The 235-nt window shown below is 63.4% G+C and carries 1 pseudogene; it reads left to right on the top strand.

The window, feature by feature from the left end:
• Positions 1 to 235, top strand: a pseudogene (locus SB751_RS35355) (bifunctional heptose 7-phosphate kinase/heptose 1-phosphate adenyltransferase); the annotation flags it as partial.

Genomic DNA, 235 nt, shown 5'->3' with positions numbered 1-235 from the left:
GCGGGGACGCGACACTGCTGGCGGTGGTCGGTCACGACAGCGCGTCAATCGAACTTCAAAAGTGCTTGCAGGAATACGGTGTACAGACGCGATTCGTGTCGGACCCTGAGGGCGGCACGACGCAAAAGACCCGCTTGATGGCGGGCACGCAGCAGATCGCCCGGGTGGATCGCGATGTGCGGCCGACGGCACATACGCAGGCGTTGCTGCTCGAAGAATTCAAGCGGGTCGCACC

Source organism: Cupriavidus sp. SIMBA_020 (assembly GCF_046535395.1).
Lineage (GTDB): Bacteria > Pseudomonadota > Gammaproteobacteria > Burkholderiales > Burkholderiaceae > Cupriavidus > Cupriavidus campinensis.
Note: the sequence above shows the minus strand (reverse complement) of the source record. Positions and strands in the feature narration are given on the sequence as shown.